At 61.4% G+C, this 24,950-nt stretch carries 28 protein-coding genes and 1 tRNA gene; 11 read left to right on the top strand and 18 right to left on the bottom strand.

Annotated elements, in window-relative coordinates:
* Nucleotides 1-109 precede the first annotated feature (109 nt).
* The 3 genes from IVB36_RS23040 to pheS are packed head-to-tail and all read right to left on the bottom strand — an operon-like array spanning nucleotide 110 to nucleotide 4,390.
* On the bottom strand, nucleotides 110-880 hold the full coding sequence (locus IVB36_RS23040) for a sulfite exporter TauE/SafE family protein (protein WP_018455726.1): 771 nt from the start codon (nucleotides 878-880) through the stop codon (nucleotides 110-112).
* Nucleotides 881-902: 22 nt separating this feature from the next.
* The gene (gene pheT / locus IVB36_RS23035) at nucleotides 903-3,311 is read right to left on the bottom strand and encodes a phenylalanine--tRNA ligase subunit beta (protein WP_247393074.1); all 2,409 of its coding nucleotides are present in this window, start codon (nucleotides 3,309-3,311) and stop codon (nucleotides 903-905) included.
* Nucleotides 3,308-4,390, bottom strand: coding sequence for a phenylalanine--tRNA ligase subunit alpha (gene pheS / locus IVB36_RS23030; RefSeq protein WP_026233010.1), 1,083 nt, complete (start codon nucleotides 4,388-4,390; stop codon nucleotides 3,308-3,310). Before pheS ends, pheT begins: the two co-directional genes overlap by 4 nt.
* Before the next feature lie 151 nt (nucleotides 4,391-4,541).
* Here pheS and IVB36_RS23025 point away from each other — a divergent pair, with 151 nt between their 5' ends.
* A complete protein-coding gene (locus tag IVB36_RS23025; RefSeq protein WP_026233011.1) occupies nucleotides 4,542-4,952 on the top strand; it encodes a hypothetical protein in 411 nt (136 codons plus the stop codon).
* A 1-nt stretch (nucleotide 4,953) separates the two neighbouring features.
* On the opposite strand, the gene rplT is transcribed toward IVB36_RS23025, so the two are convergent.
* Both rplT and rpmI read right to left on the bottom strand, forming a co-directional pair.
* Nucleotides 4,954-5,313 (bottom strand): 50S ribosomal protein L20, encoded by a 360-nt coding sequence (gene rplT / locus IVB36_RS23020; protein WP_007598538.1) that lies wholly within the window; start codon nucleotides 5,311-5,313, stop codon nucleotides 4,954-4,956.
* An 81-nt stretch (nucleotides 5,314-5,394) separates the two neighbouring features.
* Nucleotides 5,395-5,595, bottom strand: coding sequence for a 50S ribosomal protein L35 (gene rpmI, locus IVB36_RS23015; protein WP_007598540.1), 201 nt, complete (start codon nucleotides 5,593-5,595; stop codon nucleotides 5,395-5,397).
* A 270-nt stretch (nucleotides 5,596-5,865) separates the two neighbouring features.
* On the opposite strand from rpmI, the gene IVB36_RS23010 reads away from it, so the two are divergent.
* The gene (locus IVB36_RS23010) at nucleotides 5,866-6,270 is read left to right on the top strand and encodes a hypothetical protein (RefSeq protein ID WP_026233012.1); all 405 of its coding nucleotides are present in this window, start codon (nucleotides 5,866-5,868) and stop codon (nucleotides 6,268-6,270) included.
* A gap of 117 nt (nucleotides 6,271-6,387) precedes the next feature.
* Here the strand turns inward: IVB36_RS23010 and infC are convergent, their stop codons facing one another.
* Nucleotides 6,388-6,927: a translation initiation factor IF-3 gene (gene infC, locus IVB36_RS23005; protein ID WP_085349942.1), complete on the bottom strand. Its 540-nt coding sequence runs from the start codon at nucleotides 6,925-6,927 to the stop codon at nucleotides 6,388-6,390.
* 249 nt (nucleotides 6,928-7,176) lie between these two features.
* Here infC and IVB36_RS23000 point away from each other — a divergent pair, with 249 nt between their 5' ends.
* Together IVB36_RS23000 and IVB36_RS22995 are read left to right on the top strand one after the other, a co-directional pair.
* Complete coding sequence (locus tag IVB36_RS23000; protein WP_018455731.1) at nucleotides 7,177-7,989, top strand: alpha/beta hydrolase; 813 nt, start codon at nucleotides 7,177-7,179, stop codon at nucleotides 7,987-7,989.
* A gap of 144 nt (nucleotides 7,990-8,133) precedes the next feature.
* The gene (locus IVB36_RS22995) at nucleotides 8,134-8,601 is read left to right on the top strand and encodes a nuclear transport factor 2 family protein (RefSeq protein ID WP_018455732.1); all 468 of its coding nucleotides are present in this window, start codon (nucleotides 8,134-8,136) and stop codon (nucleotides 8,599-8,601) included.
* 17 nt (nucleotides 8,602-8,618) lie between these two features.
* Here the strand turns inward: IVB36_RS22995 and IVB36_RS22990 are convergent, their stop codons facing one another.
* The 3 genes from IVB36_RS22990 to IVB36_RS22980 all read right to left on the bottom strand — a co-directional run bounded on the left by IVB36_RS22990 (nucleotide 8,619) and on the right by IVB36_RS22980 (nucleotide 11,448).
* Nucleotides 8,619-9,416 carry an acyl-CoA thioesterase domain-containing protein gene (locus IVB36_RS22990; protein ID WP_018455733.1) on the bottom strand — a complete coding sequence of 266 codons (798 nt, stop codon included), beginning with the start codon at nucleotides 9,414-9,416 and terminating at the stop codon, nucleotides 8,619-8,621.
* A 200-nt stretch (nucleotides 9,417-9,616) separates the two neighbouring features.
* Complete coding sequence (gene queG, locus IVB36_RS22985) at nucleotides 9,617-10,807, bottom strand: tRNA epoxyqueuosine(34) reductase QueG (RefSeq protein WP_018455734.1); 1,191 nt, start codon at nucleotides 10,805-10,807, stop codon at nucleotides 9,617-9,619.
* Nucleotides 10,756-11,448: a glutathione S-transferase family protein gene (locus IVB36_RS22980; protein WP_018455735.1), complete on the bottom strand. Its 693-nt coding sequence runs from the start codon at nucleotides 11,446-11,448 to the stop codon at nucleotides 10,756-10,758. Before IVB36_RS22980 ends, queG begins: the two co-directional genes overlap by 52 nt.
* 170 nt (nucleotides 11,449-11,618) lie before the next feature.
* Here IVB36_RS22980 and IVB36_RS22975 point away from each other — a divergent pair, with 170 nt between their 5' ends.
* Nucleotides 11,619-12,425 (top strand): undecaprenyl-diphosphate phosphatase, encoded by an 807-nt coding sequence (locus tag IVB36_RS22975; RefSeq protein WP_026233013.1) that lies wholly within the window; start codon nucleotides 11,619-11,621, stop codon nucleotides 12,423-12,425.
* A gap of 33 nt (nucleotides 12,426-12,458) precedes the next feature.
* On the opposite strand, the gene IVB36_RS22970 is transcribed toward IVB36_RS22975, so the two are convergent.
* Nucleotides 12,459-13,424 (bottom strand): complex I NDUFA9 subunit family protein, encoded by a 966-nt coding sequence (locus tag IVB36_RS22970; RefSeq protein WP_018455737.1) that lies wholly within the window; start codon nucleotides 13,422-13,424, stop codon nucleotides 12,459-12,461.
* Between the two features lie 163 nt (nucleotides 13,425-13,587).
* Between IVB36_RS22970 and IVB36_RS22965 the strand changes: the two genes are divergently transcribed.
* The 4 genes from IVB36_RS22965 (at nucleotide 13,588) to IVB36_RS22950 (ending at nucleotide 17,202) form a co-directional block, all read left to right on the top strand.
* A tRNA-Leu gene (locus IVB36_RS22965) sits at nucleotides 13,588-13,674 on the top strand.
* An 86-nt stretch (nucleotides 13,675-13,760) separates the two neighbouring features.
* Nucleotides 13,761-15,338 carry a site-specific integrase gene (locus tag IVB36_RS22960; protein ID WP_247393073.1) on the top strand — a complete coding sequence of 526 codons (1,578 nt, stop codon included), beginning with the start codon at nucleotides 13,761-13,763 and terminating at the stop codon, nucleotides 15,336-15,338.
* 1,074 nt (nucleotides 15,339-16,412) lie between these two features.
* Complete coding sequence (locus IVB36_RS22955; RefSeq protein ID WP_247393071.1) at nucleotides 16,413-17,036, top strand: hypothetical protein; 624 nt, start codon at nucleotides 16,413-16,415, stop codon at nucleotides 17,034-17,036.
* Entirely contained in the window at nucleotides 17,017-17,202 is a 186-nt protein-coding gene (locus IVB36_RS22950) for a hypothetical protein (protein WP_247393069.1), read from the top strand. The genes IVB36_RS22955 and IVB36_RS22950 overlap by 20 nt, the downstream gene beginning before the upstream one ends.
* Before the next feature lie 183 nt (nucleotides 17,203-17,385).
* Here IVB36_RS22950 and IVB36_RS22945 read toward each other — a convergent pair whose 3' ends face one another.
* From IVB36_RS22945 to IVB36_RS22935, 3 genes are read right to left on the bottom strand one after another with little or no spacing between them, the layout of a single operon-like run.
* The gene (locus IVB36_RS22945) at nucleotides 17,386-18,105 is read right to left on the bottom strand and encodes a metallophosphoesterase family protein (protein WP_346731059.1); all 720 of its coding nucleotides are present in this window, start codon (nucleotides 18,103-18,105) and stop codon (nucleotides 17,386-17,388) included.
* Nucleotides 18,106-18,129: 24 nt separating this feature from the next.
* The gene (locus IVB36_RS22940; RefSeq protein ID WP_247393063.1) at nucleotides 18,130-18,501 is read right to left on the bottom strand and encodes a hypothetical protein; all 372 of its coding nucleotides are present in this window, start codon (nucleotides 18,499-18,501) and stop codon (nucleotides 18,130-18,132) included.
* A gap of 40 nt (nucleotides 18,502-18,541) precedes the next feature.
* Nucleotides 18,542-18,715, bottom strand: a complete 174-nt coding sequence (locus IVB36_RS22935) for a hypothetical protein (protein ID WP_247393061.1) — start codon at nucleotides 18,713-18,715, stop codon at nucleotides 18,542-18,544.
* A gap of 129 nt (nucleotides 18,716-18,844) precedes the next feature.
* On the opposite strand from IVB36_RS22935, the gene IVB36_RS22930 reads away from it, so the two are divergent.
* A complete protein-coding gene (locus tag IVB36_RS22930) occupies nucleotides 18,845-19,081 on the top strand; it encodes a helix-turn-helix transcriptional regulator (protein ID WP_247393054.1) in 237 nt (78 codons plus the stop codon).
* Nucleotides 19,082-19,296: 215 nt separating this feature from the next.
* Here IVB36_RS22930 and IVB36_RS22925 read toward each other — a convergent pair whose 3' ends face one another.
* The 3 genes from IVB36_RS22925 to IVB36_RS22915 all read right to left on the bottom strand — a co-directional run bounded on the left by IVB36_RS22925 (nucleotide 19,297) and on the right by IVB36_RS22915 (nucleotide 22,460).
* Nucleotides 19,297-20,022, bottom strand: a complete 726-nt coding sequence (locus IVB36_RS22925; protein ID WP_247393053.1) for a hypothetical protein — start codon at nucleotides 20,020-20,022, stop codon at nucleotides 19,297-19,299.
* Between the two features lie 476 nt (nucleotides 20,023-20,498).
* Nucleotides 20,499-21,515 (bottom strand): hypothetical protein, encoded by a 1,017-nt coding sequence (locus IVB36_RS22920; RefSeq protein WP_247393052.1) that lies wholly within the window; start codon nucleotides 21,513-21,515, stop codon nucleotides 20,499-20,501.
* A 192-nt stretch (nucleotides 21,516-21,707) separates the two neighbouring features.
* Nucleotides 21,708-22,460 carry a hypothetical protein gene (locus IVB36_RS22915; RefSeq protein ID WP_247393051.1) on the bottom strand — a complete coding sequence of 251 codons (753 nt, stop codon included), beginning with the start codon at nucleotides 22,458-22,460 and terminating at the stop codon, nucleotides 21,708-21,710.
* A gap of 365 nt (nucleotides 22,461-22,825) precedes the next feature.
* Between IVB36_RS22915 and IVB36_RS22910 the strand changes: the two genes are divergently transcribed.
* Nucleotides 22,826-23,035, top strand: coding sequence for a hypothetical protein (locus tag IVB36_RS22910; RefSeq protein ID WP_247393050.1), 210 nt, complete (start codon nucleotides 22,826-22,828; stop codon nucleotides 23,033-23,035).
* Between the two features lie 325 nt (nucleotides 23,036-23,360).
* On the opposite strand, the gene IVB36_RS22905 is transcribed toward IVB36_RS22910, so the two are convergent.
* Both IVB36_RS22905 and IVB36_RS22900 read right to left on the bottom strand, forming a co-directional pair.
* Nucleotides 23,361-23,702, bottom strand: a complete 342-nt coding sequence (locus tag IVB36_RS22905) for a DUF2958 domain-containing protein (RefSeq protein ID WP_247393049.1) — start codon at nucleotides 23,700-23,702, stop codon at nucleotides 23,361-23,363.
* Nucleotides 23,692-24,906 carry a hypothetical protein gene (locus IVB36_RS22900; RefSeq protein ID WP_247393048.1) on the bottom strand — a complete coding sequence of 405 codons (1,215 nt, stop codon included), beginning with the start codon at nucleotides 24,904-24,906 and terminating at the stop codon, nucleotides 23,692-23,694. The genes IVB36_RS22905 and IVB36_RS22900 overlap by 11 nt, the downstream gene beginning before the upstream one ends.
* Nucleotides 24,907-24,950 lie beyond the last annotated feature (44 nt).

The following is a 24,950-nucleotide window of genomic DNA, read 5'->3' as shown; positions in this document are numbered from 1 at the left end:
CGCAAATGCCTTGACTTCAGAACCCCGGCAGAGGCCTTCTCCTCTCAACTGTTGCACTTCGAGTGTGAATCCACCTCCTGGCTTTCGCCAGGACGACACGCGGAGAGACTTACCGTAACACCCCGTCCAGCAGCGGCAGTCCCGCGATCACCGCGAGCGCGATCAGCGCGTAGCAGATGGCGCGAAACACTTTCTCGCTGGCACGGCCGAACAGCGACGCACCGAAGGCGACGCCGATCGCATAGACCGGCCCGACGATGAGCGATAGCACAAGCGATTCGCGTGAGATCAGGCCTGTGGTCGCGTAACTGATCATCGAGAAGAAATCCGACGCGCCGAAGAACAGCAAGATGTTGGCGCGCGCGACGATCGATGCGACCGGGCGGCCGAGCCAGTAGCCGACGATCGGCGGGCCGCCGGTCTGGGCGAGGCCGCTACAGAAGCCGGAGAGGCTGCCGATGCCGACCGAGAGCCACGCGTGGTCCTTGCCGCGATAGCGCCAGCCCGACAGCAGCAAGAGCAACAGCGCGGCGACGAAGCAGGAGATGATCCACCGCGTCGTAACGGGTTCGAGCACGCTGAGGAAATAGGTGCCGACGGGCACGCCGACCAGCGCGCCCAGCACGATCACGGCGGTGGCCTTGCGGTCGGCCTTGCGCCAGGCGTCAGGCAGCAGCGGCGCGGCCGCGACGAAATCGATCACGAGGAGCAGCGCGGCAACCAGACGCGGCGCCGCGATGCTGCTCGCCAACGGCATGAAGATCAGCGCCGAGCCGAAGCCGGAGAAGCCGCGCGCGGTGCCCGAAACGAAAGCGACGGCGCAGAGCGCCATCGCAATGGTGAGGCTGACGTCCTTTGGAAGAAAGTCAGTGAGATTCATGCTCTATGATTCTCGAGCATGATCATGCTCTCAAAGTGCCGCCGGTCTTCTTCGTCACCTCCGCCACGATTTTCGCGGCGACGGCCTCGATCTCCTGGTCGGTCAGGGTCTTTTCGCGCGGCTGAATCGTCACCGCGATCGCGATCGACTTCTTGCCGTCGTCGATGCCCTTACCTTCGTAGACGTCGAACACGTTCACAGCGGTGATCAGCTTCTTGTCGCCGCTCTGAGCCGCGCGCACGATGTCGCCGCCCTTCACGGTGCGGTCGACGATAAAGGCGAAGTCACGCGACACAGGCTGGAATGCCGACAGCTCGATCACGGGCTTGGCACGGGTCGGCTTTTTCTTCGCCTCGGGGATGCGGTCGAGGATCACCTCGAACACCATCAGCGGGCCGCCGGCACCGAGCGCCTCGAGCGCGCGCGGATTCATCTCGCCGAAATAGCCGAGCACGTTTTGCGGCCCGATCTGGATCGTACCGGAGCGCCCGGGATGCAGCCAGGACGGGCCGCCCGCGACGATCTGAAGGGCCTGCATTGGTGCGCCGGCGGCGGCGAGTACCGCGAGCGCATCGGCCTTGGCATCGAACACGTCAGCCTGCGCCGAACCCGACCAGTGTCGTCCCAGACCTTGCGACGACGCAAAGCCGCGGCGGAGGCCGCTTGCCGCCATGAACTGATCCTGCGGGCGATCGCCCTTGAACACCTGCCCTACCTCGAATAGCGCGACATCGCTCAAGCCGCGATCGGCATTGGCCTGCGCCGCCGCGATCAGGCCGGCCAACAGGGTCGGGCGCATGTCGGACAAATCCGACGCGATCGGGTTGGCGACCTCGAGTTCGCGCTGGCCGCCGCCGAACAGCTCTGCGGCTGACTTGGTGATGAAGGACCAGGTCACCGCTTCGATGATGCCGCGGCTCGCCAGCGCGCGCCTGGCGCGGCGGGTGCGGAGCTGGAGCGGGGTCAGCACGGATTTGCGTGCGTCCTCGCCGCGCTCGAACGGCGTCATCGGCACCTTGTCGACGCCGTAGATGCGGACGACTTCCTCGACGATGTCGGCCTTGCCGTGCACGTCGGTCCGCCATGACGGCACCGCGACCTTCACGACGGGCCCCGGGCCCGCCATCATGAAGCCGAGATGAGTCAGGATGCGCTTCATCTCCGGCATCGGCACCTCGATGCCCGAGAGGCGCTTGACCTCGGTCACCGGAAAATCGATCACGCGGTCGTCGCCGAAGCTCTTGCCGACCACGACGTTCTCGGACGGCGTGCCGCCGCACATCTCCAGCACGAGTTTTGTCGCGAGCTCCAGCCCCGGCACCATGAAAGCCGGATCGACACCGCGCTCGAAGCGGTAGCGCGCGTCCGAATTGATGCCGAGCTTGCGGCCGGTCTGGGCGATGTTGATCTCGTTCCACAGCGCCGATTCGATCAGCACGTCGGTGGTAGTCTCGTCGCAGCCCGAGGCCTCGCCGCCCATGATGCCGGCAAGCGATTCGACGCCGTGCTCGTCCGCGATGACGCAAATCGCGGGATCGAGATTGTAGCTGCGGCCGTCAAGCGCGAGCAGCGTCTCGCCGTCGCGGGCGCGGCGCACCACGAGATTGCCCTTCACTTTCTTCGCGTCGAACACGTGCAATGGCCGTGCGCGGTCGTAGGTCATGAAGTTGGTGATGTCGACCAGCGCGTTGATCGGGCGCAGCCCGATCGCGGTCAGTCGCTTCTGCAGCCATTCCGGCGACGGCCCGTTCTTCACGCCACGCACGAGCCGCAGCGCGAAGCCTGGGCACAGCGCCGCGTCCTCGACCGTGACCTTCACCGGGCAGGGGAATTCGCCCTTGATCGGCTTGATTGTGGGGTCCTTGAACTTGCCCATGTCGGCGGCGGCAAGGTCGCGCGCGATGCCGTGCACGCCGGTGCAGTCCTGCCGGTTCGGCGTCAGGTTGATCTCGACTACGGGATCGCCGAGGCCGGCCCATGCGGCGTAGGCAGCGCCGATCGGCGCATCCGCGGGCAATTCCATGATGCCGTCATGGTCGTTGGAAATCTGCAACTCAGCCGCCGAGCACAGCATGCCGCGGCTCTCGACGCCGCGGATGGTGCCGACACCGAGCGTGATGTCCTTGCCGGGAATGTAGGTGCCGGGCGGGGAGAACACGCTGACGAGACCCGCACGCGCATTCGGCGCGCCGCACACCACCTGCACGGGTGCGCCGCCATCACCGGTGTCGACCATGCAGACGCGCAGCCGATCCGCATTCGGATGCTGCTCGGCGGATATCACCTTCGCGATGGTGAAAGGCTTCAGCGCCTTCGCCTTGTCCTCGATGTTCTCGACCTCGAGCCCGATCATGGTGAGCTTCTCGGCGAGCTTGTCCAAGGGCTCGTCGGTGTCGAGATGTTCCTTCAGCCAGGAGAGAGTGAATTTCACGAGCTCAGCCCTCCCGCGAGGGTCGGTACTTCGAGCGGCTTGAAGCCGTAATGGGACAGCCAGCGGACGTCGCTGTCGAACAGCTGGCGCAAATCGGCGATGCCGTATTTCAGCATGGCGATGCGGTCGATGCCCATGCCCCAGGCAAAGCCCTGGTACTCGTCGGGATCGATGCCGCAGGCGCGCAGCACGTTCGGATGCACCATGCCGCAGCCGAGAATCTCGAGCCAGTCCTCGCCCTCGCCGAAGCGGATCTCGCCCTTGTCGCGGCGGCACTGGATGTCGACTTCCAGCGACGGCTCCGTGAACGGGAAGAACGAGGGCCGAAAGCGCATGTTGATGTGGTCCACCTCGAAGAACGCCTTGCAGAACTCGTGCAGGATCCATTTGAGATGGCCGAGATGGGAGTGCTTGTCGATGACGAGGCCTTCGACCTGGTGGAATTGCGGCGTGTGGGTCGCGTCCGAATCGATGCGATAGGTGCGGCCCGGGCAGATCACGCGGATCGGCGGCTTCTGGCTCAGCATGGTGCGCACCTGCACCGGCGAGGTGTGGGTGCGCAACAGCATGCGGGAGCCGTCCTCCTTCGGGTGGAAGAAGAAGGTGTCGTGCATCTCGCGCGCGGGATGGCCTTCCGGAAAATTCAGCTTGGTGAAGTTGTAGTCGTCGGTTTCGATATCGGGGCCTTCGGCAACCGAGAATCCCATGTCGGCGAAGATCGTGGTCAGCTCGTCCCAGACCTGGCTCAGCGGATGGATGCGGCCGGCCTCGGCGGGCGCATCGCGCAGCGGCAGGGTGACGTCGATGGTTTCCGACGCAAGCCGCGCGTCGAGCGCCGCCGATTTCAAGACGTCGCGCCGCGCCGCGAGCGCCTCAGTGACCTTGTCCTTGGCCTGGTTGATCGCGGCGCCTTGCGTCTTGCGCTCGTCCGGGGACATTTTTCCGAGCGTGGCAAGAAGCGCCGAGATCGAACCCTTCTTGCCGAGGGCTGCGACGCGCACCGCTTCGAGGGCGGCCTCATCGCCGGCTGCGGCGATGTGGTCGAGGATGGATGTTTCGAGCATTGCGAGGTCGGACACGGTCAAATCCCTGCTGCCAAATTCGGCTGGGTTGTCGCCGCCCGAAGGCTGTAACGTCAAGCGAAAAGCCGGTCATTTCGGGCTGACGAGCGGCTGGGTTGAACCTCGCGCGGGGGCCTGGCACCAAGGGGGATACGAGGAGGCTTTCGCGATGCTCTCAAGATCCGGTCTGGCTGCTGTCGCCGCCGTTCTCTTGGTCGCCGGCAACCCGGCGCGCGCCATGGTGTGCATGGAGAAATCCATGACGCTGGACGAGGTCGTCGACACCATCGCTGCTCAGAAGGGCTGCGAAAGCGCGATCAAGGTGTTTCAGGATTGCCAATTGACCGCGAGCGGCGATGTCCAGCTCGGCGCCGCCGTCGAGAAGAAATGCGAGGCGGACTTCATGCCCGGCCTCAACATGGCGCGGAAACAGGCTTACCAACGCGAGATGCGCGTGTGTGACCGGAAGTACCGGAATAAATCCGGCACCATGTATCTGTCGTTCACGGCATTCTGCCGGGCGGAGGTCGCCCGGCGCTACTCGCAACGCGCGCTGAAGGCCGGCGGAGCCGGCCGCTAGCTCAGGCCGCCAGAGCGGCCTTGGCCTTCTCGGCGATCGCCTGGAACGACGCGGGCTCGTTGATCGCGAGATCCGACAGCACCTTGCGGTCCACGGTGATCCCGGACTTGGCCATGCCATCGATAAAGCGGCTGTAGGTCAGGCCGAACGGACGCACGGCGGCGTTGATGCGCTGGATCCAGAGCGCGCGGAACGTCCGCTTCTTGCGCTTGCGATCACGGAAGGCATAGACGAGAGCCTTCTCGACCGCCGGCTTGGCGGTGCGGATCGTGTTCTTGCGGCGGCCGCGGAAACCCTTGGCGGCCTTGTAGACTTTCTTGTGCTTGGCGTGGGCGGTCACACCGCGTTTGACGCGAGCCATGACAAAAATCCTTCGAAAGATGACTTGATGTTCGGATCGCCGCGAAAGCTGCGGCGCGGGTGGCAATGATCGTGGACGCGATCAGGCGTTCGGCAAGAAGTACTTCTTGACGTTGTCGCCGTCGGTCTTGAACAGCACGGCGGTGCCGCGCAGCTGCCGGATCTGCTTCTTCGTCCGCTTGATCATGCCGTGACGCTTGCTGCGATGAGCGAACATCACTTTGCCGGTGGCAGTCACCTTGAAGCGCTTTTTAGCGCCCGATTTGGTCTTCAGCTTGGGCATTTGGCTCTCCTAATGGCCATAGAAATCCGCCCGCAAAGGCGGCTGGCCGTCAAAATGCTCGTTAGAGCGTTGATTGTGCTCAGGTTTTACGAACAAGCGCGAAACCCGCACGGACACCGCCACGGCAGCCCTTAATCAGCCGGGCAATGAAGGCTGGGCTTATGACAGAGGACGGGCGAATTGGCAACGATGAACCGGTGGAACCTAGCCGGCGACTATCCGGAATTGCTAACCTCATGTCCGAGCCGTGTGACCCGGAGCAGGACCAGAATGCCCCCTTTTTCCCAAACGCTGTCGTCCTTGACTGATGTCGCTCGTCCGCGCTGCCTGGCGCTGTTGGCCGTGCTCGCCATGGCCGCGTTTCCGTCGAGTGCCAATGCGCGCATCCGCGGCTATGACGGCGTCTGGAACGTCACCTTCGCCACCACCCGCGGCAATTGCAGCTCGGGCTACAGCGTCCCCTTCACCGTCACCGGCAGCCGAGTGTCGTCCGCCGGCGGCGGTCGGGTCTCCGGCAGGGTCAATCGCAGCGGTACCGTCGCGGTCCAGGTCTCGGTCGGGGCCTCCCATGCCAGCGGCGGCGGCCGCCTCGCTGGCGTGAACGGCGCCGGTTCGTGGAGGGGTATCATCTCCGGCGATCAGTGCAGCGGCACCTGGCATGCGACGAGGACGTAATTATCGCCTCCAGAGGACGGTGCGCTCTCTCTTGCGCAAGCGGGAGAGGCAAAAAAACAAAACGGCCCGCCGGAGATCCGGACGGGCCGTTGAATTCTTCAGCCTAAAGAACCAGCGTCAGCGCGGCGCCAGCACCATGACGACCTGACGGCCCTCGAACCGCGCGTCCTGCTCCACCTTGGCGAGCTCGGCGACGTCGGTCTTGATCTTGTCGAGCAGCTTGGTGCCGATCTCCTGGTGCGCCATTTCGCGGCCACGATAGCGCAGGGTGATCTTGACCTTGTCGCCTTCTTCGAAGAACCGCTGCATGGCGCGCATCTTCACTTCGTAATCGTGGTCGTCGATCATCGGGCGGAGCTTGATCTCCTTGATCTCGACGATCTTCTGCCGCTTGCGGGCTTCGGCGGCTTTTTTCTGCGCGGAATACTTATACTTCCCGTAGTCCATGATCTTGCAGACGGGAGGGCTGACGTTCGGCGAGATCTCGACCAAATCCATGCCGGCTTCCTGGGCCAAGCGGATAGCCGCGACGGTCTCGATGGTGCCCTTGTTGTCACCGGTCTGATCGATCAGCTGGATCTGCGCATTGCGAATATCGTCATTGATGCGCGGCCCGTCTTTGGCGGCAGTGGGCGGGGCTTTATTTGGACGGCGAATGGGTGGTTCTCCAAAGTTATGAAAAGAGGCGGCTATTTTGCAGGAAGATACGGTTGCCGGCAAGCAATCGCTCGTGCGGCGGTCGAAAAAGCCTCAAATGCGAGGCATTTTGGCCACGGCGGGGCACGCAGAGGGACATAGACACCTTGCTTCTGTTCCGCAAGCGTCCCAAAGGGCCAATGCCGACGTCCGGCTGCGCTGCGGAGCACGTCCGGACAGCTCAAACCGCACAGCCAGAGTAAACGTTCCATGAATCACCCAATTCCCGATGCCGTGCTCGACTTCATCGATGTGGGCGAAGGCCCGTCCACACGCCGGATCGCGGTGCGCCGCCGCGCGGCCCAAGAATCAAGTCAAGGACCTGGGCTGGTCTGGCTCGGCGGTTTCAAGTCGGACATGCAGGGCAGCAAGGCCGTGGCGCTGGACGAATGGGCCCGGGATCACGGCCGCGCCGTGGTCCGGTTCGATTATTCCGGCCACGGCGAATCCGGTGGCGATTTCGTCGACGGAACCATCGGGCGCTGGCTCGAGGAAAGCGTCGCGGTATTCGAGCGGTTCTGCGACGGCCCGCAAATCCTGATCGGCTCGTCCATGGGCGGCTGGATGGCGCTGCTGCTCGCGCGCGAGATCAAAAAGCGGCAAAAGAAACTGCAAGCCAAAGCCTCGCTGGCGGGCCTGGTGCTGATCGCGCCGGCGCCCGATTTCACCGAGGAGCTGATGTGGAAGAATTTTCCGGCCGCGGTGAAGAAAGAAATCGAGACCAAAGGCGTCTGGCTGAGACCGTCGAACTATGGCGACGGCTTGCCCTATCCGATCACGCGGAATCTAATCGAGGAGGGACGCAACCACCTCCTGCTCGGCAGCGCCATCGATCTCGGCTGTCCCGTCCGCATCCTGCAAGGTGCGCAGGATCCTGACGTGCCCTGGCAGCACGCGTTCGCCCTGACCCATCGCCTGCCGGCCGACGACGTCGTGCTGACCATGATCCAGGACGGCGATCACCGCCTCTCGCGCCCGCAGGACATCGCCCGCATTCTTGCCGCCGTGGCCGAGATCGGGTGAAATCGTCACCTAGCACTCGGTGTCATCGCCCGACTTGATCGGGCGATGCAGTATTCCAGAGGCGCTCGTGCTCAAGCCGAGAAGCCGCGGCGTACTGGATGCCCCGGTCGGGGCATGACTGAGAATGGGAGGGGAGAATCGCCGATGACCACCACCGCCATGCTGCGCGCCTTCTGCGACGCCGTCGAACAACGCAACGGAAAAGCCTTTGCGGATCTCTTCACCGAGGACGGCGTCTATCACGACGTGTTCTATGGCGCCTTCGCCGGCCGCGAGAAGATCGCCGCGATGATCGACGACTGGTTCTATCGCACGGCGACCGACTTTCGCTGGGACATGCACGACCCGGTGTCGAACGGCACCACGCTCTATGCGCGCTACACGTTCAGCTATCGCTCGATCTTGCCGGAGGCTGATGGCGCGCGGGCGATGTTCGAGGGCGTGGCGATCATGACGCTCCGGGACGGAAGGATCGTCAGCTATCACGAGGTCGCCAACACCGCGCCGGCGTTTGTCGATTTGAAGTTTGCGCCGGAACGGATTGCGAAGATCGTCGCCAGACAGGGCGCGGAGCTCAAGGCGCGGCCGGAGATGAAGCGACATTTGGGTTAGCCGTCGTTCTTGCGCACCTACCGCTTCGACGGATTTACCATCGGCTTGCGCTGCGCCAGCGCCGCGACAGTGGCGGTGCCGATCGGGCCCTGCTCGTCATAGAGCCAGCATTCGCCGATCGCCACACCGTCGGTGGCCTGGTGGTTCACCACCTCGAAGCCGATCCAGTTCGTCACCGGCAGGCGGTGCAGATAGATCGTGACGTCGCTGTTGATGTAGCCGAGCCCCTTGTCGCCGGCGTTCGCGAACGGACTGGCGAAGTCCGCGCCGATGGCGACATGGACGAACGGCGTCATCGGCACGCCCGCGACCAGCTCGCGCACCTCGCTCATCCAGAGCTTTCGTGGCCCGAGCGAGCCCATGTGACCGACGATCGGTCGCGTGGTCCATTTGCCGTTCATGCCGAGCCTGGGATCGGTCGGCTTGGGAATGTCGGCCGGCTTCGGCACGTCCCAGTTCGGCGGCGACCAGACATTGCCGTCGGGATTCTGCGTTCGCCGTAACAGCTGGCACGAGGCGCGCGCCATGCCGATGCCGCCGGAAAAGAACTCTGCTTCCACGACGCGGATGCGCATCCCGTCGCGCACCAGCCGTGTCGTCACCTCGATCGGCTTGTCGATGGTGGGCAGCCGAAACATATCGACGGTCAGCCGCGCCGGCACGAATTCAGGACCGGAATGGCGCTCCTCGATGGCGAAGCCGAGCAGGCCGACGATGACGCGTCCGTGCAGCGATGTCGGATCCCACGGCCCATTGGCGACTTCCGTCGGGTGGAATGTGTCGCCGTCGCGGGTGAAGAAAGGCATGTTTGTCATGACGCGCGAGCTTGGAGGAACGTGCGGGGAAATCAAGATGCTCAATCCTCGTGGTGAGGAGGCGCGAAGCGCTCTTACCACAACAACGGTGTCATCGTCCGGCTTGACCGGGCGATCCAGTACTCCGCGGCGCTCGTGATTGAATCGATAGGCCGCGGCGTACTGGATGCCCCGGTCAAGCCGGGGCATGACACCGAGGATTAGGAAGCGAGCTCCCACTCCTCGCGCACGCCGTCATCACGCTCGCGCGCTATGGCGGTTGCTCTCATCGTTTCGAACTCATCCCGCGGCACCAACTGCCCCAGCGCCCATACCGCAGCCCCGCGTACCAGCGCGCTCTCATCCTCCAGCAATCGCCGCGCCTCGTCCGCCAGTGCCGCATCACCGGAGTTGCCGATCGCGATCAGCACGTTGCGCAAAAAGCGGTCGCGGCCGATGCGTTTCACCGGCGATTTGGTGAACAGCGCGCGAAACGCAGCGTCGTCGAGCCGTGCGAGCTCGGCAAGACCTGGCGCGCGCAAAGCGTCACGTGCGGCGAGCTTGGCCTCACGGCCCTCCTGCGCGAACTTGTTCCAGGGACAGGCGGCGAGGCAATCGTCGCAACCATAGATGCGGTTGCCGATGCTTTTACGAAATTCGCGCGGGATCGGGCCCTTGTTCTCGATGGTGAGATACGAGATGCAGCGCCGCGCATCGAGCCTGTAGGGCGCGGGAAAGGCCGCGGTCGGGCAGATGTCGAGGCACGCCCGGCACGAGCCGCAATGATCGATCTCGGCGTCGTCGCGCGGCAGTTCCAGCGTGGTGTAGATCGCGCCGAGAAACAGCCATGAGCCGAATTCGCGCGAGACCAGATTGGTATGCTTGCCCTGCCAGCCCAGATGCGCGGCTTGCGCCAGCGGTTTCTCCATCACGGCCGCAGTGTCGACGAATACTTTCACTTCACAAGGCTTCACCTCACAAGTTGCGGTCGCGACCAGCCATCGCGCCAGTGCCTTCAGGCGCTTCTTGATGAGGTCGTGATAGTCGTCGCCCTGCGCATAGACCGAGATCGCCGCGCGCGTGCGCTGTTGCAGGATCGCGAGCGGATCCTGGTCGGGGCCGTAATTGACGCCGAGCATGATGACGCTGCGCACGTCCTGCCACAGCCCGCGGGGATCGACCCGGCGCTCCGGCTGCGCGGCGAGCCAGTCCATGTCGCCATGGCCGCCGGATGCGATGAATTCGAGAAAGTGTTTTCCGGCGCTTTCGATCGTGCCGGGCTCCGTAATGCCGATGCAGTCGAAGCCGAGCGCACGTGCTTCGTTTGCCAGCGCCGTCTTCAGTTCGGTCGGATCGGAGTTCAGAAGTCCAGGTCCACGTAGGTCCGCGACGCCGGCACGCCCGCCAGCCATTCGCTCAACAGCGGACGGAACGACGGGCGGGATTTCACCCGTGCGTACCAGGCCTTTGCCGCGTCGTCCTCGCTCCATGGCACGTCGCCCAGATAGTCGATCGCCGAGAGGTGCGCCGCGGCGGCGAGATCCGCGTAGGTGAGCCGGTCGCCGGCGAGGAAATTACGCGTCTGCGCCAGCCAGCCGATATAGGCCAGATGATAGCGCACGTTTGCCTTGGCGGCGCGCATCACGTCGGCCGAGGGCGGGCCCCCGCCGTTGTCCTCGCTCATGAAGCGCTTGTAGATGCGCTCGGTGACGAGCGGGTGGGAGACTTCCTCGAAAAACTTTTCGTTGAACCAGGCCATCAGCCGGCGGACCTCGACGCGCTCGCCGATCGTGTCCGGCATCAGGCGCTTAAGTCCCATCTCAGAGCCATAGGCCTCGTCGACATATTCGGCGACGATCGCCGCGCCCGGGATCGGCGGCTGCTCGTCGTCCACCAGGACGGGCGTCGTGCCCGCCGCATTGAGCAGCAGAAATGCTTCGCGCCGCTCCCAGCTGCGCTCTTCGATCAGCTTCAGCTCAAGCCCGTATTCTCCCGCGATCAGGCGGATGAACCGCGAATGCGGACAGAACGGATGATGAAACAGCGTAAACATGAAGCCTTTGACTATGTGATGGTGCTTAAGAATCCATCAATGTTTTGTGCGGCGCCACACTAGTCATTCAAAACCGCGAAGCAAGGGCGCGACGCCGCATTTTGCGATTGCAGCAAGGGAGCGGATGGGCGAGAAGAGCCCCGCTTTTCCAGCCGAAATGGACCGTAAATATGTCAGATGCAATACGGGCAGTGATCCTCGGCATCATCGAGGGTGTGACCGAGTTCCTTCCCGTGTCCTCGACCGGCCATTTGCTGCTTGCTGAGCGCTTTTTCCATCTCGGCGAAGGCGCGTTCTGGGATTCGTTTACGGTCCTGATCCAGCTCGGCGCGATCCTCGCGATCGTCGTGTTGTACTTCAAGAAATTGTGGGACGTCGCGATCGGGATGTTCACGGGTGACGTCTATGCACGCCGCTTCGTGATCGGCGTGCTGGTGGCGTTCCTTCCCGCCGTCATCGTCGGTCTCGTCGGCGGCAAATACATCAAGAGTCTGCTGTTCAATCCCTGGGTGGTGTGCTTCTCGCTGATCGTCGGCGGCGCCATCCTGCTCTGGGTCGACAAGCTCGATCTCAAGGCGCGCGAGCATGACGCCACCCGGTTTCCGCTGCTGATGTATCTTTACATCGGTATCGCGCAGTGTCTGGCGATGATCCCGGGCGTGTCGCGCTCCGGTGCAACCATTGTCTCCGCCATGCTGCTCGGGGCCGATAAGCGCGCGGCGGCGGAGTTCTCGTTCTTCCTCGCCATTCCCACCATGATCGGCGCGTTCGCCTACGATTTCTACAAGAACCGCTCCGAGATGACGATGGACCACATGGGCATCGTCGCGATCGGCTTCGTGGTGTCGTTCGTCACCGCCATCATCGTGGTGAAGACGTTCCTGGAATACGTCACCCGCCACGGCTTCGTGGTGTTCGCCTGGTGGCGCGTGATCGTCGGCACCCTCGGCCTGATCGCGCTGGCACTGGGGCGGTAACCCCGAACTTCAAACAATTGACTGCGGGGATGGTTACGCGCTCTTGCGCTGGAATTGCCCGGCGGCGCGGAAACGCCAGAGATATTGCGGGGCGATCGCTTCAAGCGAGTCGGGCGCGATGCCGAGGCCTTCCAGCGTTAGCCCAGCGGCCTTCGCCGCGTCCGACACGACATTGTCGCGCGCGAGCAGCGTGACCTGGTCCGGCGTCAGCTTCAGCGCGCCCGGCGCGAATTGCAGGAAGTTGGCCTTGAAGCGGGCGAGGCCAAACGGCAGCGGCATCAGCATCGGCTTGCGATCGGCAATCGCGAGAATGGCCTCGATGATCTCGCGCATGGTCAGGACTTCCGGGCCGCCGAGCTCGTAGGTCGCGCCCGCCTTGGCCTTGCCGTCGACGGCATCCGCGACCGCGGTGGCGACGTCGCCGACATAGACCGGCTGCATCTTCGTGTCGCCGCCGATCAGCGGCAGCACCGGCGACATCCGCGCCAGCGCCGCGAAGCGGTTGGTGAATTGGTCCTCGGGGCCGAACATCACGGAGGGGCGGAAGATCGTCGCCGACGGCACCGCGGCCAGGACCGCGGCTTCTCCGGCCGCCTTGGCCCTGGCATAGCGCGAGGGCGATTCCGCGTCGGCGCCGATCGCCGAGACATGGATCAGCTGTGCCCCCGCGGCCGCGGCCGCCTTGGCGATGGTCTCGGCGCCCTTGGCCTGGACGGCGTCAAAACTCTGCGCGCCACCCTCGGCGAGGATGCCGACCAGATTGATCACGATCTGCGAATCACGCAGTGCCGCCTCAATCGAGGCCGGATAACGGACATTCGCCTGCACGGTGTGGACCTGCCCGACCTTGCCGGAGGGCTGGAGGTACCCGGCCAGCTCCGGCCGCCGCACCGCGACCCGGACCCGGTAGTCGCGCCGGCACAGCGCGCGGACGACATTCCGGCCCAAAAACCCCGATCCGCCGAAAACCGTGACGAGCGTGTCCAGATTCGATGCCATGGGATCCATTCCTGGGGTCCATATCCTGCGGGAAGAGTGCGTCTCGTCAGGCTTGTATCGGGCCGGTTTGCGATGCGCAATCCGCATCCCGAAGCGGGGTTCAAGCATGAATTGACAACCGCGTCACCGAACCGTAGTAACCGCCTCCGTGCCTAACCGGCATGCCCAGGTGGTGGAATTGGTAGACGCGCTGGCTTCAGGTGCCAGTGGCTTAACGGCCGTGAAGGTTCGAGTCCTTTCCTGGGCACCATCGCTCTTCTAAGAGCCTGATCTCCAAGGCTTTACAGCAATTTCAATGGCTTGACGCCTCCCAAATGGTACATTCGGGTGGTACAAATGCCGTTAGCCATGTCGCGTCCCTGGAAGCATCCGAAAACCGGAATTTATCAACTCCGAAAAGTCGTCCCGGACGACCTGCGCAAGCTCGTCGGCAAGCGCGAGGAGAAGGTAAGCCTTCAGACCCGCGATCCCGCCGAAGCCAAAGTGCGGCATGCCAAGGCGCTGGCCGAGCTCGAAGTTCGGTGGGCCAATTTACGAGCCGGGCCGAAGCCTCTGACCGAGCGTGAAGCGCACCAACTCGCTTTCGTCTCGTATGATCGCTGGTTGGAGCAGTACCGGGACAATCCTAGTCAGCAGACCAACTGGGACGTCGAAATTGGAGATCGGCTGTTTGGGGCTCCGCCGACCAGGGAAGAAAAAGACGCGGCTCGTGCGCAGTCGGTCGATTTCTTCTCTCCCGAGCCGGAATTGTACAAGATTGCTCGAATGGAGCAGGCCTGTTTGGAAGCCGCGGACGGCTACCTGAGCGCTCATGGGTTTTCTGTGGATTGGCAGAATCGACGAACCATGGCTCGCGCCATTGGGGCTGCCATACAGCGCGCAAGCCTGGTGCTGGCCAACTTGGCAAAAGGCGAAACCGTTCCAGAGTTTCCCTTCCCGAATTTGTCTGTATCGCAGGGCGCCGCAGTCGCTCGGTCGCCACAGCGAGCCGTCACATTCCAGGATCTTCTGGATGGTTGGAAGGCCGAGCGGCGGCCGGTCGCCAAGACTGTTTACGAATGGTCGCGCGTCATCCGGGAATTAGAGAAATATCTTGGACATACCGATGCCCATCGCCTGACCGCGGAGAACCTTGTCGATTGGAAGCGAGCATTGGTCGCCGCGGGATTGCGGGCAAAGACCATCCAGGGTTCGAAGTTGTCGCCGGTGCGGGCGATCCTGCAATGGGGTGTTCAGAACAAGCTCCTCAGCTCGAACACTGCCGAAGGCGTTTCTCTTGAAGTTAGAGCCAAGCAAGGAGAGCGCAAGCGAAGCTTTACCGATGAGGAGGCGAAGACCATCCTCCGGGCAGCGCTCGCGGAGAGAGAAGAGGTCAAAAGGTGGGTCCCCTGGATCGGCGCATACACTGGGGCGCGACTTTCCGAGATCTGTCAGCTGCGCCGGGAGGACGTTCTGAAGGTTGAAGACATCTGGTGCATGAAGTTCGTGCCGGAAGCAGGTTCGCTCAAGACTTCTGGATCGGAGCGAGTAGTCCCCGTTCACCCTGCGCTGATCGAAAATGGTTTTCTCAACTTCGTCGCCCAGGTCAAGTCCGGTCCTCTGTTCGCCGAGCTTTCTCCAGACAAGTTCGGTAAGCGCGGTGGTAATGGGACCAAGATGATCGGCAGGTTCGTACGTCAGCTTGGATTGAAAGATCCGAGATTGTCTCCAAGCCATTCTTGGCGGCACCGGATCAAGACGCTTGGACGCAGGCATGGGCTGGCCCAAGATATTCTCAATGCGATCACGGGCCATGGATCGAAGTCGGTCGCGGATTCGTACGGGGAGTTTCCGGTGGAGGCGCTGTACAGGGAGCTTTGTAAAGTTCCCGTCCTCGATTTGGCTGGGGTTGTGCAGAGCAAGGAGGCCGTTTAGACGCCCGATCGTTTTGGCGACGAATCTGGAGGTCGGACGTTTTTCTCAAAGTAAGCGTGGGGTAGAGTGGCCTGAATCGTCGTCTTCGGTCAGGAAGGCAACCCTCGTCGTTTCTCATCATTTCGGACCTAGGCTAATGCGTCCCGGCCGTAGACGGTTTAGGCTCGCCTGTGCCAGGTTGACGGTATTCTTCACAAAATCGAGCCGCGCTACCGCCGTCCTGGGCCATGGTGATCGGCACATTGGTCAATGCCATCCCCCGGCCAGCAAGAAATGTCGTGACGATGACCTCAAAGGTCATCGGGGGGCGATGGTCCATGTGGCCGGCATCGCGCGTCAGCCGCTCGCTGGTCACATGCCCATCGGCGCCAGCGTGCGCCGAGAAAAATGCATCCCGCGCACTATAAAGGTCGAACCTCACTACTCGCCGGAAGGCTTGGCTTACCTCTTTGCTTTCGGCTGGGCGCGCGCTGCCCTATGCAATGAAGATAGGAGAAATCTGTGCCGCTGCCATCGGTTCGGATGATCGAAACATCGGGTTCCGTGCTCGGTCATCATGACCTGAAAGTGGCTGACGCCGCAGCCCGCCTTCGCGACATATTCGGTGTGACGTTCGAGAAGCGCGGCGACATCGAGAGCGTCCCCCGTCGCTGACCCTCCGGGTCGGTAACGGTTCAACATGGTCTTAAAGAACTCCGTGGCGTCGCCTGGTTCTCGAAGCTACGAGTGGCCAGGTCGACGGGCTTGGAACGCCCCATCAGAATGGCTCATCTTCATCAGCAGCCCGGAACACCGTCACACGGCGGGTGATATCAGAATAACGAACCTTGCCGACAACACGCTCCTCTTCATCTTCCTGAAGGGTCTCACCCCACGCCCGTCGGATAAGATCCCTCGCGTACGGCCAAGCACCAACCGCGGCGTGGCCGAATGCGGGCGGCGCGCGCGGAGGTCCTCGCCGCCTATCACGGCTATGAGGATGCCGCTCCAGAGGTCGGCGAGCTGGATGATGCCCCGCTAACCGATCCGCAGAAGGAGGCGATGCGGCACGCGTTCACCGTGGAAACCCAGCCGATGACGGCGCTCCGCGGCGATCTCTTGAAGAGGATCAGCGTGGCGCGATGTCCGTTCTGCGGAATCGGCGAGTCTTCGACGCTGGACCATTATCTGCCGAAGGAGCAGTACCCGGAATTCTCGGTATTCCCGAAAAATCTTGTGCCGAGCTGCGCGGTCTGCAACACACGCAAACGGGACCGCATCCTGGACAAGGGAACGAACGTGCGGATGTTCCTGCACCCCTGCTACGACTTGATCCCGGACACGGCTTTTCTGGCGGTGCGCGCGCGCATGAAAGCGGATGCGTTAGTCCTGTCATACCGGCTGACGCGGCCGGCAGGGATGGCGCTTCAGACCTTCCAGCATCTGCGGTCGCACTTCAACGAGCTAGACCTCGCTGATCGTTACAGACGGATGGGCCTCGAGCATCTGGGGGGACAGTATCCCGCGCTTCGTCGCGCTTATGGGCCAAGTGAAGATGCGGAGCGCGTCGCGGAGAAGCTGATCGAGGGAGCGGAGGATTTCGAGGAAGTGTCAGGTCCGAACTACTGGCTCGCCAAGCTTTATCGAGTCCTAGCTGGCAACGAGGATTTCTGCGACGGCGGCTTCGAGGCGATTCGGGTTGAAGTCCAGGCGCATTGATCCCGGCTGTTCGAAAGCAATGATCACTCACGGCCTTGGCAAGAAAGAGGGGGAAGAGCTGGTCTACATGGGCAAAATTGGCACGGGCTGGGACCGGACGACGTCGGGCAAGATCCGCAAGGCCCTCGATACTGTCGTCCGCCGGCGGGCGAAACTGACCAAATAAAGAAGCTCAAGGCAACCTGGGATCAGCCCAAGTTCTTCGCCGAGATCGAATGTCGGGACATCACCTCTGAAGGACTGCTTCGCGGGAGCTCTTTCAAGGGACTCAAAGGAACGCGCGGTTCGTAAGGACGGTTTCCTCGAACAAAATGGAGGAGGCGTTCTGCTGCAGGCAGACTTTGTTCGCTTATCTGTCGCCAATTGGACTTGTTGAAAGAAACCCCACCGGGGCTGTCATACCACCAGAAAAAATCGCCGACGTGAGAGCGCGGCCATAAACGGCGCCCGTATCGATATTGAGCCTATTGGTACGGTGATCTGGAGTACCGGTGGAGATCGGCGTGTGTCCGTGCACGATCAGCCGCCCGAAATTCTTGTCACTTGAGAGGAATGGTTCTCGGATCCAAAGGAGATCGCGTCGCCGTTGCAGATCTAGCGGCTTGTCGGGGTGCACACCGGCGTGGACGAAGAATCTCATTCCGTCGTCATGGAAGAGGGGGAGCGAACGAATCCAGTCTATATACTTGAGAGGAATGTCTCTTGGGGTCTTTGCTTTGTAGCTATCTAGAGTAGCTTGAGCTCCATTCTGACGCCATTTGAGTTGCGCGTCTTCGCCTTCCAGCGCTGCAAGTAGCAGGTCTTCATGATTGCCGCGCAGGCAGATGATCTCGTCCGGCGACCATTTCTGGAGATCCATGAGGAATTCGATGACCCCGCGGCTGTCGGGCCCCCGATCAATATAGTCTCCCAGGAGGACAAGTTTAGATCGTCCTTCGCCAGCGTCCCGCTCGCAGAGCTCAACAAGGCGCTGCAGCTGGTCTAGGCACCCGTGCACGTCACCGATTGCGTAAGTCTTGCTCAATTCAAATCCGACGGTGGGAAGCTTCGATATTGCAGGCGATGCCACTATCGCTGCGCATCGCCGTTGCAACTATCCAAACAGCCAGGAGGTTGGCGCAGCAATCGGGCGTTGATCGTGGAGCAGGATTGCGCCCTTGATGATGCGGACGAGGGTCCAAATCGTCCACCACAATATGACGAAGGCGCCGATGAAGAAATAGAGGAGGGCGAAGCCGATGATGAAGTAGAGTAGTCCGATCCAGAAAGTGCGGATTTGGAACTGGAAGTGGCTGCGCCACATTTCGCTGGCGGTGGTCGATTTTACGTGGGCGATGATCAGGCCGATGATGGTCGTGATGACGGTGAAGAAGCCTAAGGCGTAGAGACCATAGACAGCCAAAGCGTAGCCTCGGTCGTTGGTTGGCGTCGGGTCTTGGACGGGTAGTTCGGCGGAAATAGTCATTCTGGCAGCCCTGATTTGTGATGCAGGCGTTTGTTGGCTTTTATTTGCGCTTCTGTCGCTCGGCCAAGACGAGGTAGCCGCCCGCCGTGGTGATGAGCGCGGCCGTGATGATGATCGGGGTCCTGTCTTGCGCGCCGTAGCCAAGGATCCAGAGCAGTACGGCGCCTACGACCAGTAGGCACCAAGGCCACCAATCTCCCATTCGATTGTTCATTCGCTTCCTCAGGATGTAAGGTTGGATGGCTGGGATTCAGCCAAATCTTCGGCTAGTTGCGCCTCCAATACCGATTTTATCGGTATCTGAAAAGTCGGTTTATGTCTCTAGCCCCCTCCGGGAGGCTGGATGCCAAAGACGGTCACGTCACCGATTCAGAAGAAGCTCGCAGCCATGCTGGTCGAGTTCAGGAAGGATGCTGGTCTTCGCCAAGTGGACCTCGCCAAGAAGCTCGGTGTCTATCAGAGTTGGATTACGCACCTGGAGTCCGGCCAACGCCGGATCGATGTAGTCGAACTCATAGAGTTGGCCCGCATCTTGGGTTTCGACCCGGCCGAGGTCGTACGGAAGCTGAACAAGCGCTGACTGCTTCCGTTGAGGCAGGAAAGAAAAGAGCCCCTTTCGGGGCTCCTTGAGCTTCGCACATTGCGGTTTCCGCGGGCTACGCCCCGTTTTCAAAAGCCCCTCACGTGACGGTACCCCTAGCCGCTGCTCTGGGGAGATTCGCACGAAGCTTGATGCCTGCTTCAATCGACGCGAAAGAATGTTGCGAGCGTCTACGTTTATGGGGTGGGAAGAGCTTAATGACGTCCAGTCTGAAGAGGGCTACAGCACAAAGCGGTAGTCTTGTCAGGGCGTAGGCGGACGAAAACCGGATGACGGAATTGGCCATTAGGCGTGAACTGCATGCAGCTTACTTCAATCACTTGGCCGACCAATATCTGAGCCTTAGCCTCTGCCCATAAGAGTTCCCGCTCTAGATCTGTGAAGCCGGCACCCACGGCACCCCTAGTCGTTGTGACGAAGCCCAATCGGCCGCGGTGCTTGCCCCTGCCTTCAGCGTATCCGGTGATGGCGACGTCGTGCGTCTCCGCCGGCTTCACTTTGATCCACTGCTCGGCCTGACGAAGAACGAGACCCTCGCACTCAAGCTCGTTGGCGCGTTGGAGTTGGGCACGAATTTCTGCCGGGCTGGGGTTGGTAAGGCAACCCAAACGAAGGCGCTGGTCGAGAGGGGCGAGGCCGTAGAGGTGCTCTTGGGCGATTGACGGCGTATCTACCTTGCGACACCTGGTCCGAGTGGCTCTGATCGTGTTGCGGAAGGTATTGACGAAGACCTCGCAGTCGCGAGGTTGGCCCTCGCGCCATGCCGGAATGTTATGAAGCTCCTTCTCGGCCCGGCTAAGCCAGCCTCGCTTGTCGCACCAGATAGCCCGGACGCCGTCCACTTTCAACGTCACCAACCAATCCCCGGTCAGTCTCTTTCCATGCCATGCACGCGGATTGATGATCTTCGGATAGGTCATGGCTTCCTGGCAGGGTGCCTGTTCTCTCGGGATTCGAGCGAGGCATCGAGATGTTGCGCGCAGGCAGTCGCATGCGACAGCGCGAGTTACCGCGCCGATTCTTTGCCTGCTTCGAACGTCGCCCAATGCGGTCCTCAGCAGCGCAGGATTGCTCAACCTTCCAAGCTAGGCAGACGGTAAGGGCGGGGAAGGGAAGGGAAGGGAAGGGGGAGGTGGGTGCAGGTCAGTGGGTGGGGGTAAAAAATATAGTCGCTTTTCACACGTTCACGTCGTCATTTTTTTGCACCATTGGGCGAGCGAGCCGAGGAAAAATTATCGAGAAGGACTTGGAAGACTACCCTCGGCGGTTGGCGCTTGCGATGCGCCTTGACCCAGCAACGTTCTACAAAGGTCCATTGCGCTCGACCTGGCTAAGCGCCGCCGCGCCGGGCCAAGATCGTTGAATGGAAGCGCATTCAACGTACGCGTGATAGGCATCAGCGACCTTGGCCCAATTTCTTCAGACGGCGGGCCGGCTCAATGTCGATGGTCCGATAATCTTGAGGCATTCTCACCGAGCGTCCACTGCGGAGGTCGGTCAGCGCATGGTCCCTCACTTGGAATTCCTGACCGGGCGTGTCGCGCTCAATCCAACGCGCGACACGGACGAGGTTGTCGGAAGAGTAGAAAATCTGAACTGCTCTCACTGCGGAAGCCACTCGCTCGAGCCGCTCCATAGCGTCGCCGAGCTTCGCGCGGTGCATGCGCAACTTATGTTGGCTGTGCATCTGCGTGTCTGAGCCGACCTCGATGGCCGCGGCCAAATCTTGCAAGGCAAGATCGTACAGAACTTCAATGTTTAGGTGCTCGAAGAACGCGCAGCCCTGAAGCTCATGGACTTTGCGCTCGTGCATTACATAGATCGGATAATCAGGCTCCTTGCCGTAACGACGTTCAAACGCCGCTTCTGCGACGAAGTCGCGCACTTGCTGATGAATCATCAAGGCGTGGTCAGCGCGAACGGCGGCGTTGCGCAGCCGCCGGAACGTCTCCGGCATTACCGATTGAAATTGACGCTGATTCTTTGCAACGGCCCGGATTGTTGGTCGCCACTTCCCTAACGCGGTGATCACCAACTTCAGTTCGGGCAGGATTCGGCTGAAGCCAATGATGATCCCGGCGCGCTCCACTTCGATATCGAATTCAGCCGCTACGTCATGCCACGACTGACCCCACAGATCGGCACCGCACTTACTGCCGAGAATGGCGGCAGAACCGTCATCCATTTCGACGGTAAAGCCGTCGCGATGCCGCCGGGCTTCGCATTTTGAGCAATACGCCTTTTCCGCGGGGTACTTCGCGAACCGGTACACATTCAAAATCCGAACGGGCGAAACGCCCTCCGGAATGCGGTTCACAACGTTCGGCTGGTCGTGCGGGTCCTCAATCTCTAGTTGTCGATCGCGGAGCTCAGCATCGCTGAGTTTAGTATACTGTTTCGGCTCTGTCGCCATTGCGGACTCCGTATGTTCACAGAACGCATTTAGGCACGCCGAATCGTCCCCACCCCCGACTCGTGAGTTCCGTATACCATATGTGGGGTAGCCCTCCTAATTGCGCGCCTGTTTCGCCCAAATGTGGTATTACGGGGGATCACCTGAGTGCGCGGACTCGTTCGGGATGGACTCGATTTGTTCAGGCGCGACTCACCCTCGCAGATTCCGCGTTGGAGCCGCGACGCTGACGCCGCTACGCGGCGCCTTTGAGCCGGCCCTCAATGTGTCGGGGCAGATAATGAATTCGCAATTGCTGGTGTTCAGTCTGACGACGAGTTCGTCCGCAATCCCCCGGTCGCCGTAGCCATGTATCTTTGCCGTGTAGATGCCGTGAGGAAGAGTTATCTCCCGACCATCAGCGTTGATTACGCCTAAGCCATCGTCGTTAGACTGATCAATGTCGAAAAGCGGAACTTCCTTTTCGGCACCTTGATCGAGATTGAAGCGTCCTTGGGTGCTCTTGTCCGCTTGGTTCTTTGTTCTGAGTCCGATGTGCGTCTCAATCAATTCGCCTTCGTCATCTCGCAATTCGACAATCTCGCATCGACAGTTGAGCAGCTTTTCAGTCGGACTCGTATTCACCACTACGAGGTACGCTTGGTAGTGTCCATAATCACCAGCGGGAATTTGCAATTTACGATCGAACGCAAGGTGGGCAGATTCAAATTGTCGCCTGATGTACGAATGCAAAAACCAGATGATGACAGCGGCGCCACCGAGAGCGGGCGTAAGCTGGACGAACCCGCTCATTACGTTAGCCGCTTCGGTGCCGTATCCCCATTGCGAGAATCGACCTAGGACCCAAGCTTTCGCGGCGTCTTCATAGATGGATTTTCCAATGCCCAGGAGACCCATGAGCCCGCCGAAAAGAACTAAAGGAAAAATGTCGCTGTATCGGCGCATACGGTCCCCCACTGCCCGCCCCTCCGGGTAGTCCTTCTACTACCTCGGACAGTTTCGAGCGAGGTTCTGGCGCCAGGCAAAGAGCCGTAGTGACACTGCCCAGCGAATCGGCTCTTAGTTGGTGCGCTCACAACCTGATGAGGGCTCCACACCTAGCTGGCAGCATCTCATGAGACTAAACAGACGATCCATCAGGATCGTCACCCGTGAACGTCGCAGCCTGTCTGTTGGGCATCGCCGCGATCATTAAGGCGCTTGTGTAGGGTAGACGGGGCCGTCCAGTGACGGGCCGCCCTGTTCGATTTGTTCGTCCGCCCAAAAGATCATCATCGTGCTACCATTGCGGCGAGCGTGAGCGATTCGCGATGAGCCCTGAACAAGCCGCCGCCAACTTTGCCGATGCGCGATTAGGCCTTCTGATCGCTGCGCATCGCGGGGTTGCCAACGCCGATCACCGGCAGCGTCTGCAATTCGCTCGCACTGATGCCGAAGCCGCCGGAGCGGACTTGCTGTCAGCGCTGGACGCGGCGGAGTTGCAATTCTTTGCCTACGTTGCCGCCGAGACGACGTCCTAGCCCTAGACAGTTGTTCGCGTCCGCCTTCTCGCAACGCGCCCGCCCGCGCGTTGGCCGAACCGGCACGCAGCCTGCAGGGGCGCCGAATGCCGCGCTCTTCGAAAGATGGACGCCCAAATAGGGGCTTATCCTACGGACGTTGCGCCGAAATTATTGCTGAGACGGGGGTGCCAGCGCAGCAGTTCGGATAAGCGTCGCAAGCTGATAGTGTGCTGATGATCCCACTGACTACGGCTATGTACTTCTTACGCATCGGGCATCCATTTTTGTTCATGGAGCTCGTTGAGAGCTCCTTGAACCTCCTTGAGTACCGACGGTCGCGAACCTATGCGACGATCCGGCCCTGCAACCGGGCTTCGTCGGCATATGCCGAGAGAGGCTTGTCCGCCACGAAGTGCCGGTCGCGCTCCACCGAAAGCCCGAGCGGGCCTTTGAGCGCCGAGATCTCGGCCAGCGAAACATATCCAAGCTCGGGAAACCCGAGGCCCAGGTCGCAGAGACCGAACAAGCGGTCGGGATCGTCAGGGTCAACTTCGCTGATGAGCCAGGTTGCCGCGCCATCCGGTGTGTAGATTTTTGCCACCGGCCAGTGGTCGGTGCTATCCGCTATAGCATTGACGAGCAGCTGAACCCGATCGGTCAACGAAAGGAGATCTTCATTGGCCATTGCGGTTCGCTTCCGGTGCAGCGGCGGATTGGTCTGACTTCGCTGTCGCTGATGAGCGTCGTCGAGAGCTGGGTTTGCTGTCCTGCTTGCGATGAAGCTGATCTTCGTCGGACGAACCACCAGTAGGAGCGAGGGGCTGCGCCTTCGGTGCAAGCAATGAAAGCGCAGCATCATAAACGCGTTGGAAATTGCAGTAACGCTGCCACAGCCGGTCCGCAGTATCCTGGTCGCCGGCGACGTCGATGGCATCAATGAAGGCTTCCAACGTGAAATGCCGGAAAGCCACTCGTGAACGATCGCTTTCGTCGAGAGGGAGAAGCTCGTTGGCGTAGACCTGGAACGCGGCTTGGACTCGGCGGTTGAGCCGCGGACCGATCGCGATGAACATCGCTCTGGGCGTCACGCCGTTATCGACGGCAAGTTGGCTGAGGGCGTGCTCACGGGTTAGCTGCTCTAGCTCGACGGAGCGGAGCAATCGGCTGCTCGGGTCCTTGTATAGGCGGACTTGTTTCAGCGCCTGGTCATAGCGGTCGCGCCAGCGAGCCGCGGGCCCGGTCTGGTCCTCACTGTACTTAATCTCGCAGTAAATGATGCCAGACTCACCCTCAGGGGTTCTGACGTGCAGGGCCACATCTACGGCAGACCGATCTGCGAGCCAGCGGTCGTCGTGCTCGGCGCGGCCCACACGCCTGCCTGGAGAATGCTCGAACGTGACCTTGTCGACCATCTGGACGAAGGAGGGGAGCAGTTGGCGAAAAACCTTGGTGGCCAGCTTGAGGTCGAGGGCCAGTGGGCCGAAAGCGTTGAAGACCAGCGGCTGAGAGCTCAGTGCATTTCCAACCAGACGGTCTTCATCGTACGCGGCATTTTCCTCGCGAAGGAGCATTTCTCGGACAGCGAGGAGGTGGATGGCCGGGCTGAGGAAGTTGAGGCCGGCGTCGGCAGCTTCTGCGCTGAGATGCGAGCCGAGGTGCGTATTCCGTTCGCCATCGGGAATGGCGCTGGGGATGTTGTGGTGGCGCATCCAGATGATCTGTAGGATTCGCGCAGCGCGGCGAAATTTTGAATCGTAGCTGCACCGCCCTCCGTATTCGCGAAGAAGTCGCTCAGGGATCCAGGGTGTGCGGCAGAGTTGGACGAATTTTGATCGTTTGGTGTCGACGCCCGATGAATGCGGCGCGGCCGCTGGGTTTGTGTTGCTCAATGTGTCTCTCTTTTTTGGTTGTAGCCGTGATGGCGACAGAGATT

The sequence above is a fragment of the Bradyrhizobium sp. 35 genome (assembly GCF_023073215.1).
GTDB classification, from domain to species: Bacteria; Pseudomonadota; Alphaproteobacteria; order Rhizobiales; family Xanthobacteraceae; genus Bradyrhizobium; species Bradyrhizobium canariense_D.
The sequence above is the reverse complement of the archived record's forward strand: the minus strand, read 5'-3'. Positions and strand labels throughout refer to the sequence as shown.